Raw genomic sequence first — 9,474 nt, 5'->3', positions numbered from 1 at the left:
CCGGTCCCGGATCCAGGACGGGGTCAACGAGCTGGACTGCGGGGTGGCGCCGCTTGGCCGGACCCGGCGGGTCGGCGACGGGCGCAAGCGAGCCGAGGAGGCTGACCCGGCGCTGCTGCCGGCGCTGCTGCCGCTGGTCGAGCCGACCCGCCGCGGGGATCCGTGCTCGGCGCTGTCGTGGACCACACTGTCGGTGCGTCACTTAGACCGTATGGAGTGACCCGCTCGTGGTGAGGGGGTTGCGGGCCGGGCCCTCACTCACAAGATTCGTGGGTTACCGAGTAGGGGCTGCCTGCTCGGCCTATCCGACAGTTGTGGGAGGCCCCGGTGTTTACAGAGCGTACGAGTGTTGGTCTGGATGTGCATGTCCGGTCGGTTGCGGCGGCGGCGATCGACGGGGTGACTGGTGAGGTGTTCAAGGCGCGGCTGGTGCCGGCGCCGGAGGTGATCACCGCGTGGATCGTCGCCTTGGCGGGTCCGTGCGCGGTGGTGTACGAGTCCGGCCCGACAGGTTTCGGGTTGGCCCGGCCCTGCCGGCGGCCGGGATCCGGTGTGAGGTGGCGGCTGCTTCGAAACTGCAGCGGATCGCTGAAGGCGCGATGTCACCGGACAACCCGGTGGACGATCCACTGCATTACATCTACCGCGTCGAACGCCCATGACCCGGCCGTCTGCGCCCGGTCTGCGGCACGTCTGGTGGTCGGTGGTCTTGCGACGTATCTCGACGCCGCGACGGTGGCCGTGCAACTACGCCGAGTCCTCCCCGCACGACCTCCGACGTCGTCGGCACGGTTGTCCCCAAACGGATGGAGTACCGGGACAGTCACGGCGACGTGGTGTGGCTCGGGTGAAGCGGTCAGGGGCGTTCACGTGCGCATGCCGCGCGGTACGGGGGGCGCAGCGATGACCAACGTCGGCGGCGGTTGCGGCGTGCAACCGGTGACCCGCTGTTCGGTACGGAAGACGACAAGGTTGCGGTGCCCAGGACGGGCAGCCGAGGCGACGAGGAGGGCGTCATAGCCCTCGTGGTGGAGAGCGCCGCCGATGGCCTGGCAGGCCGGCCACTGTTGCTGGGTGGGCGACGGCGACGAAAGGCCGACCCGGGCGAGGCGCCGATCGTCGTCCAGCAGCGCCACCCGATCCAGGTCGATCCGCCAACGCCACAGCTCTCGCGGTAGAGCCTGGCCCGGTGGAAGTCCCGTGCCAGCCAGCGCCCTGTACCACTCTGCCCACGCAGTGTCGGGTTCGTCGGCGAGGTACCAGGCAGCGACGGTGGCGCCGCGCTGCCAGCGGCCGTCAGCCGGCTCGGGCGGTTCGTAGAGCGGGTCGCCGCCACCCGGGATGTGACGCACGAAGACGCCGTGAATGCTGCCCGTGTCGACGTCGAGGGACAACACCTACGAGACGGGCATGCCCTCGAGGGACGCGACGAGCCGGGACACGGTGCGGTAGTCGCCGGCCCGGATGACGTCGACCGGACGCCGGTCATCGAGGCGCTCGATCGGCTTGACCAGCCAGATCGGGATGTAGGCCGCCTGCATGACCTGCGCGAGCCGCTCGACCAGGGACGTGAGCTCCAGCGCCCGTATTGCGTGGACACCGGCCGGCGCCCGCGTTCCGCGCAGCCACCGCCGCGCACTGCTGGGGTCACCGCCAGTCGCCTCGGCCAGATGTGCGGCAGTGAGGTTGCCAAGCTTCGCGACGCGCACGATCTCGGCCGCCAAGGAGGCATGAGCGACGGCTGTCATGGATCAACACTACCGTGGTCGCACGGAAAACGCGCGCAGAACGCCCACTGGCACTCGTCGAGTGCCCCTGTCACGGATCGACGTCTGGGACGACCTTCGGCTTCAGTTCGTGGCTGCGAAAATGGCGGCCCCGACTCACCTAATGTGCTCGCGAAGTGGGGCGCGTGCCTCACGGGAGAAGTGCTCGCGAAACCTGGGTCTCTGCCTCGAGCGCTGCGGTGTCCTTGGGGATGGGTTCAAGGTTGTCGATGGCGACACGTCATGAGATCACGAAGAGGTACGCGAAGGAGTATGCGCGCGCTTCGAAGAAGGGCCGGGGCCGGATGCTCGATGAGCTCGTCGCGGTCACGGGCTGGTCGCGGGCCAACGCCCGGCGGGCGACCGCTGCTGCGGCCAAGCGCAGGGGCCCGGCCCGGGCGGCCCAGCGCAAGCCACGGGCGCGCACCTACGGGTATGACACCCTCAAGGTCCTGGTCGAGGTGTCGACGTTGATCGGGGAGCCGTGCGGGAAGTACCTGGCCCCGATCATGGCTGCCACCCTGGCGCAGCTGGAGGCCTTCGGTGAGCTGGACAAGGTCGCTGGCCGGCTCACCGCTGCGGTGCGCGTCCAGCTGGTGACGATGAGCCCGGCCACCATCGACCGAATGCTCAAACCCACCAAGGATGCCCGCTACCCGGCGGCGAAGTCCGCGACCCGTCCCGGAGCCACGTTGCGTTCCTCGATCATGGTGCGCCAGTCGATGGACGAGATGGAGCAGGCGCCAGGGTTCTTCGAGATCGATCTGGTCGCGCACTGCGGGCACACCCTCAAGGGCGAGTTCGCGTGGACCCTGACCGCGACCGATGTCTACTTGGGGTGGACTGTGAACATCGCGATCCGCAACCGGGCCCATGCCCGGGTCGTAGACGCGATCGAGGAGGTCCTCGAGCGGTTGCCATATCCGATGGTCGGGTTGGACTGTGACAACGGCGGAGAGTTCATCAACCATGCACTGATCAGCTGGTGCGCGCAGCGGACCATCTTCATGACCCGCGCGAGGGCGCACACCTCCAACGACAACGCCCACGTCGAACAGAAGAACGGCGACATCGTGCGCAAGTCCGCCTTCCGCTACCGCTACGACACTCCCAAGGAGCTCGCCCTGCTGAACGAACTCTGGGGCTACGTGAAGACCCCCTACCAGCGACTCATCGACGAGCCCGACTTCCTCGACACCGCAGCCGCATCCCGGCTCACGGCCGTGTACGAGCAGACGAACCCGGCCGATCTGACCCGGAACATCAACCGCATCCAGCAGGCCCTGATCACCTCAGCCAAGGACAAGACCCTCGCCCTCACAGACCAAGTTTCGTGAGCAAACTACGTGAGGCACGCACACCCCGTTTCGCGAGCACATTGACATGAGGCACCACGTCGGGGACATCCCGGATAGATCAAGGAGCGTTGGCGACGAGGACAGCCGGGTCCGCTCTCCCGATGCCTGCTCGACTGTTCATTGACAGTGGTGCGGCCGCTTCAGCTCGGGCCGATCACTGACCGCCAAGGATGTTCGGTCGGTCCACCAGCTGCGGCGTCAGGGCCAGCCACTGTTCTGCGGTGATGCTGTGGCTTCCCTCGGCCAGGCGAACAGCGATCGACGTGGTCCGCGCACTGATCGGGCTGCTGCTCCAGCCGACGTAGGCCACCAGTCCCGGTGCGGGCTCCCAGGCCACGGTGCCGTTGCCACCCTGCACGGTGGACGCGACAGCTGGAGACCCGTGCACCGTTCCGACTGGTGTGACATCGACGCCGTACAAGGCGTCCTCGAACCCGCCACCCGAGGTCATACCGGTGTAGGTGAAACCTAGATCACCGTCGTTGTAGCGGATCTCGTGCACCAGCGGCAACCGTGCCGGGGACGGGTCGGCGACGGTAAACCGCGGTAGCGGCGCGACCTTGGGGTGACCATCAACGACCGTGGTCGACTCCGCGATCCTGGTGAGGTCGCTTCCCGGAAGGTCGCCGCGGATGCGGGCGGACTGGCCCGCCAGTGGCCACACGATGAAACCAGGACGCCCGAATCCCTGCACCGACCCGACCTGGACCGGCGATCCAGCGCCTTCCTTGGTCGGGTCCACGGGATACGTGACGACGGCGCCGTGGTGTCCCAGGGAACCGTCGTCACGGCGCACTACGACAGTCCAGGCCCCACCGGCCGCGGCAGCATCGCGTGCTGTCAGCGCATACCCCTTTGTCGGCTCGTCGAGAACCAGCCCTCCGAACGGGGGAAGCGCGGTCTCGACCACAACGGGGGGCAAGCTCGGCAGCGATGACGCGGAGGTGGTGTCCTGACCCGAGCCCGCAGAGGTTGCTCGGGCTGTGGCGCCCTCCCCCGACGGGGTACCCAAAATCCTGCTCATCAGGAGCACAACCAGCCACGCAACCACGAGGACACCAACGAACCCGAGCAGCCGACGGGCCCGGCTCCCCGACAGCGCGGCATCGGACCCCCTCTGGGGTTCACTCACCAAGCCAGTGTTCCACCGCCATACGGGTGGCGGGCCTGGATACGTCAAGCCGCCTGGGCCGGGACCTTGGGCCCTATGCGCCATGGAGCGTGCAGGGTGAAGTGGTTTGGTGACCAAACATGCTCCCGGGCCCAGAGCGCTTGCCTTGGCGGGGCTGGCGATCGCCGCACTGCTCACCGGTTGCACGTCACCGGGCTCCAGCACCCCGGGCACCATGATGGGTGGACAAGCGGACTCAACCACCCCGGGCACGATCATGGGTGGTCAGGCGGACTCAAGCACCCCGGGCACCATGATGGGTGGACAAGCGGACTACCACTTCTCCCCCCTGAGCTGTGCCGCTCCGGCCTCGCGGCCGGGCACCACGGTCACCGTGGTCCTCGCGGACATGGGGATGACACAGATGATGGGCGGCGACGCGCCAATGGGCGCCCGGATGATGCTGCACGCGACCCCCGGGGCCGTGGCCCAGGGCCAGGTTAGCCTGGTCGCGGAGAACCTGGGCTGGCGCACGCACGAGCTCGTCGTCCTGCCGTTGGGGCAGACCGCCGCAGCGGGTCAGCGGGTGCCCGACGCGGATGGGAAGGTCGACGAGTCGGGGAGTCTGGGTGAGGCGTCCGCCTCCTGCGCCGGGGGGTCAGGCACGGGAATCGACTCGGCTGCGGTCGGCTGGGTGACGATCCATCTCGCCCCTGGCCGGTACGAGCTGGTCTGCAACCTCAAGAACCATTACGCCAACGGCATGTACCAGGAGCTCGACGTCCGCTGAGCGGCTCAGTGGCGTGGTGCCGTTGCCGACCGGTCGTCAGCCGTTCGGTGCTGATGCCGGCCGTCATCCTGCCGGCTGAGGGCGCCGCATCTCAGGGTAGGAGGGGTCCGTTGACGGCCGCCCAGACGAGACCCCCGCCCACGCCGAGCGCCAGGCTGAGAGACGCGGTGGCGACGGCGGTAGCCGATGACCAGCGCCCGCCCGTCGCGGTTTGGCGGCGGCCCTCGGCGCCGGGGTCCGGTGGCTTTGAGACGGCGGGGATGATCCAGCGCAGGTAGTAGAAGAGGCTGATGAGGCTGTTGAGGAAGACAGTGACGGTGAGCCAGGCCATCCCGCCGTCCCAGGCGGCGGTGGCGGTGGTGAGCTTGCCAACGAACAGGACGGTCGGTGGGGTGCCGACGAGCCCGAGCAGCGCGACCAGCAGGGAGCCCGCCAGCCACGGCTGGGTGCGCGACAGTCCCCTGTAGTCGGCGAGGTCCCGCCTGTCGGGTAGCGCGGTGGTGACGGCGAAGGCGGCGATGTTGGTGATGGTGTAGCCGAGCAGGTAGAGCAGCAGGGAGGGTAGGGCGAGGGTTGTGCGGGTGGCCACGGCCAGGGGCACGAGTAGGTAGCCGACCTGGCTGACGGTCGACCAACCCAGCATTCGGCGCGGGTCCTGCTGCCAGAAGGCGGCCAGGTTGGCCAGGGTCATGCTTGTGACGGCGAGTATGGCGATGAGGAGGGGCCAGGCGACGGTGTCGGGGAGCACGATGACGAGGCGGTAGAGCGCGACGATGGCCCCGATCTTGGGCACGGTGGTCAGGAAGGTGGCGACGGTGCCGCCCGCGCCTTGGGCGGCGTCGGGCACCCAGAAGTGGGCTGGTACCCCACCGGCTTCGAACATCAGGCCGGCGACGACGGCGAGTAGTCCGGCGGCGACGGCGGCGGGGGGTGCGGCGGCGAGCCGCTGGGCGAGGTCGGTGTGCAGGGTGGTTCCGGTGACGCCGTAGAGCAGGGTCACCCCGAGCAGCAGCACGATGCCGAACAAGGCCCCCATCAGGTAGGTCTTCATCGCCGCCTCGGCGCCGCGGGGGGTGCGCGCCAACCCGATCAGCCCGTAGAGCGGGATGCTCGCGAGCAGGAACGCAACTGCGAGTACGAGCAGGTCGTGGGCGCCGGCCAGCACGACGGTGCCGGTGGTGGCGAACAGCAGGAGGGCGTAGGTCTCGCTTTCGCGGGCTGACCCGGTGAGCTCGTCACCGGCGACGCCGAGCACGAGCAGGGCCCCGAGGGCGGCGGCGATACGGGCGACGCCGGTGGCGGTGTCGACGGCGTAGGTGCCGTCGAAGGCCGCCTGGGGGGTTCCAGTGAGCGCGGCCGCCGACACGGCGATGCTGGCGACCAGCGCGACTGCGGCGATGATTCGGGTGACCCATTGGCGGTCCCGGGCCAGGAAGGATCCGCTTATGAGCGCGGCCAGCCCGCCGGCGAACAGCAGGATCTCGGGCAGCAGCAGCAGCGGCCGCATGGAGGTCTCCACGGGTCAGCGTCCGAGCAGGCTGACGACGGTGGAGGCGGCCGGTTCGATGACCTCGAGCAGCGGCGCCGGGTAGACGCCGATGAGCAGCGACAGAGCCAACAGGATGCCGGTCGCCCCCACTTCGCGTCCCCGTAGGTCGGTGAACCCGACTGCTTTGCCGCTCAGCTCGCCGGTGAAGACCCGTTGCAGGGCCCGCAGGAACAGCGCGGCGGTGATGAGGATGCCGAGCAGCGCGACCGCGGTGACCGGGGCCACCGCGATGGCGCCGGTGAAGATCTGGAACTCGGCGATGAACCCGGACAGGGCGGGAAGGCCGAGAGAGGCGAACGCCCCGACCGCGAACAGCCCCGCCAGGCGCGGCGCGGCCCCCGCCAACCCGCCGAACTGACCCATCTCGTAGGTGCCGGCCCGGTCGTGCAGGGTGCCGGCGAGCAGGAACAGGGCGCCGGTGACCAGGCCGTGACTGACCATCTGGGTCACCGCCCCGGTGACCGCGATGTCCCTGGCCTGGGCGGTGTCGCCGGCGACGAGGCCGGCGGCGCCGACCGCCACAACGATGTAGCCCATGTGGTTGACGGAGGTGTAGGCGATCATCCGTTTGAGGTTGTGCTGGGCCAGGGCGACGAGCGCGCCGTAGAGCACCGAGACGAGCCCGACCACGATGATCACCCACGCCCAGGCCCGCCAGGCCTGCGGCAGCATCGGCATGCCGATCCGTACGAAGCCGTAGGTGCCCATCTTGAGCAGCACCGCGGCGAGGACGGCCGAGCCGACGGAGGAGGCGTCGGTGTGCGCCGGCGGCAGCCAGGTGTGAAAAGGCACGGTCGGGGTCTTGACGGCGAGGCCGAGCAGCACCGCGGCGAGCACGAGGCCACCGGGCAGGCCTTGGCCGGAGAGGGGCAGCTGGGCGGTGAGCTCGAGCATGTCGAAGGTGTGCGGTTTGGCGTAGACGTAGAGGCCGATGAATCCGACGAGTAGGGCGAGGGAGCCGAGGAAGGTGTAAAGGAAGAACTGCAGCGCCGACCGGGCCGCGTTCGCGTGCCCCCAGCCGGCGATAAGGAAGTACATCGCGACGATCGACAGGTCGAAGAAGACGAAGAAGAGGATGAGGTCGGCCGAGACGAACAGGCCGAGGCTGACGCTCTGCAGGAAGAGCAGCAGGGCGGCGTGCAGCCGGGGCCGGTTCGCCTGCCGCAGCGAGTAGACCGCGCAGGCGAGGAACAGTACGGCCGTCATGGCGAGCAGTGGCAGCGACAGCCCGTCGATGCCGACGTGGTAGCTGCTGCGCACCCCGGGGATCCACTCCACCTTCTCGTCGAGCGCCAGCCGTCCGGGCGACGGCGGTTGGTAGCGGGCCCAGACGAGCGCGACGAGCACCACCTCGACGGCGGCGACAACGAGCCACAGCCACCGGGCCGCGGCGCCGTCGATCCGCGGCACCGCGGCCAGCACGACCGCGGCCACCAAGGGCACGAAGACCAGCAGGCTGAGCACGTTCACCTCACCATCGCAGGAAGCAGAGGAAGCAGGAGCAGCAGGAGCAGGACGGCCAGCACCGCCACCGCCTGCAGGTAGTACTGATGCAGCTGACCGGTCTGCGGCCGGCGGGCGAGCCGCCCGAGCCGTCGAACCCGACCGGCCAGCCGGTGCACGGCGTCGTCCAGGAGCTCGTCGAGGCCCGCTGCGACGCCGGCCAGCCCGCGGGCGCCAGATGTTCTGCCGAGCCTGCCGTGCTCAGGCTGCGCCGCGGAGCCCGAGGCCCGCGTCACCCCGGTCACTGTTCCGGCCAGCATCCACACGGCATCGTCGAGTCGAGAGTCGACCTGGTCGAGGCCGCGGGCCAGGGCCAGGGTCGGGTCGACGACGACGCGGTGGGCGGCCTGTTCGAGGCCAAGCCAACCGGCGGCCCAGGCGGGTGAGGGGGTTCCCCACCGCCAGACCGCAAGCACGACCGCTGCCGCGATCAACCCGGAGACCGTCAGCTCGAAGACTGAGGCGCTGACGTCGTTGGCTCCGCCGACCGCACGGGCGACCGCGTCGGCCAGTGGGGGCAGGGCGAGCAGGCCGAGGAGCGCGGCTCCGGCGGCCAACGGCAGCAGCGGAATCCGTTGCCATGGGTTCACCTCACGGGGGCCGTGCTCCTCCTCGTCGAGGTGGGAGCGGGCTTCGGCCGCCTCTGCTGTGGAGGGCCGGCGCCAGATGACGACAACGATCTTGGCCGCGTAGGCCGCCGACAGGGCCGCGGCGGCGAGCCCGGCGGCGTACAGCCAGGGGGAGGTTTCGAGCGCGGCGGCGAGCACGGCATCCTTGCTGGCCCACAGCGAGAGCGGCGGGAGGCCAGCGAGCGACATCGCGGCGATGGTGGCGGACCAGCCGACGAGTGGCCAGCGGCGGGCGACCCCGCCCAGGGCGGCCAGGTGCTTGGTGCCGAGCGCGGTCAGCCACGCCCCGGCGGCCAGGAACAGCAGCGCCTTGGTGGCGGCGTGCGCGACGAGCTGCGCGGTGCCGCCGGCGACGGATCCGACCCCGGCGGCGAGCACGACGAAGCCGAGCTGGGAGGCGGTGGAGGCGGCGAGCAGCTGCTTGAGGTCGCTCTGGGCGAGGGCGACGGCGCCGAGGCCGAGCGCGGTCAGCACGCCCGCCCACGCGGTGACGGTGGGCGCCCAGATGGTTGCGGCGAGCAGCGGTTCGGCGCGCAGCAGCAGGTAGCCGCCCATGGCCACCATCGCGGCGGAGTGCAACAGGGCACTGACCGGGCTGGGGCCCTCCATTGCGCCGGACAGCCAGAACGAGAACGGCAGCTGGGCCGCCTTGCCGAGGGCGGCGACGAGGATGCCGGCCGCGATCACGTCGCGCCAGCCCGCCCCGGCGCCGGCGCCGGGGCCGGATGCGGTGGCTAGGTTGCCGAGCGAGAGTCCGGCTCCGGCGGC

Annotated in this window: 8 protein-coding genes and 1 pseudogene; 3 read left to right on the top strand and 6 right to left on the bottom strand. The window is 70.0% G+C overall.

Translation table 11 applies throughout. The annotated features are described in order from the left end of the window. Nucleotides 1-220, top strand: a pseudogene (locus ABI385_RS06795) (ISAzo13 family transposase); the annotation flags it as partial. A 646-nt stretch (nt 221-866) separates the two neighbouring features. On the opposite strand, the gene ABI385_RS06790 reads toward ABI385_RS06795, so the two are convergent. Together ABI385_RS06790 and ABI385_RS06785 are read right to left on the bottom strand one after the other, a co-directional pair. Then, on the bottom strand, nt 867-1,397 hold the full coding sequence (locus tag ABI385_RS06790) for an RES family NAD+ phosphorylase (protein WP_348102989.1): 531 nt from the start codon (nt 1,395-1,397) through the stop codon (nt 867-869). Beyond that, a complete protein-coding gene (locus tag ABI385_RS06785) occupies nt 1,398-1,748 on the bottom strand; it encodes a hypothetical protein (RefSeq protein ID WP_348102988.1) in 351 nt (116 codons plus the stop codon). A gap of 248 nt (nt 1,749-1,996) precedes the next feature. Between ABI385_RS06785 and ABI385_RS06780 the strand changes: the two genes are divergently transcribed. Further along, entirely contained in the window at nt 1,997-3,103 is a 1,107-nt protein-coding gene (locus ABI385_RS06780; protein WP_348102987.1) for a transposase family protein, read from the top strand. Between the two features lie 175 nt (nt 3,104-3,278). Here the strand turns inward: ABI385_RS06780 and ABI385_RS06775 are convergent, their stop codons facing one another. Next, nucleotides 3,279-4,256: a hypothetical protein gene (locus tag ABI385_RS06775; protein WP_348102986.1), complete on the bottom strand. Its 978-nt coding sequence runs from the start codon at nt 4,254-4,256 to the stop codon at nt 3,279-3,281. Between the two features lie 109 nt (nt 4,257-4,365). Here ABI385_RS06775 and ABI385_RS06770 point away from each other — a divergent pair, with 109 nt between their 5' ends. Continuing rightward, entirely contained in the window at nt 4,366-5,025 is a 660-nt protein-coding gene (locus tag ABI385_RS06770) for a hypothetical protein (RefSeq protein WP_348102985.1), read from the top strand. A gap of 91 nt (nt 5,026-5,116) precedes the next feature. Here the strand turns inward: ABI385_RS06770 and ABI385_RS06765 are convergent, their stop codons facing one another. The 3 genes from ABI385_RS06765 to ABI385_RS06755 all read right to left on the bottom strand — a co-directional run. Further along, the gene (locus tag ABI385_RS06765) at nt 5,117-6,544 is read right to left on the bottom strand and encodes a proton-conducting transporter membrane subunit (protein WP_348102984.1); all 1,428 of its coding nucleotides are present in this window, start codon (nt 6,542-6,544) and stop codon (nt 5,117-5,119) included. 3 nt (nt 6,545-6,547) lie between these two features. Then, the gene (locus ABI385_RS06760; protein ID WP_348102983.1) at nt 6,548-8,044 is read right to left on the bottom strand and encodes an NADH-quinone oxidoreductase subunit M; all 1,497 of its coding nucleotides are present in this window, start codon (nt 8,042-8,044) and stop codon (nt 6,548-6,550) included. Continuing rightward, the coding region (locus tag ABI385_RS06755; protein WP_348102982.1) for a proton-conducting transporter membrane subunit at nt 8,041-9,474 on the bottom strand (1,434 nt) is incomplete at its 5' end. The genes ABI385_RS06760 and ABI385_RS06755, both read right to left, overlap by 4 nt.

It is taken from the genome of Lapillicoccus sp. (assembly GCF_039935575.1).
GTDB lineage: Bacteria > Actinomycetota > Actinomycetes > Actinomycetales > Dermatophilaceae > Lapillicoccus.
Note: the sequence above shows the minus strand (reverse complement) of the source record. Positions and strands in the feature narration are given on the sequence as shown.

Excerpts from the sequence above, each read along its gene's own strand:
- ABI385_RS06785 (WP_348102988.1), bottom strand. The coding sequence starts at position 1,748 with ATGACAGCCGTCGCTCATGCCTCCTTGGCGGCCGAGATCGTGCGCGTC.
- ABI385_RS06780 (WP_348102987.1), top strand. The coding sequence starts at position 1,997 with ATGGCGACACGTCATGAGATCACGAAGAGGTACGCGAAGGAGTATGCG.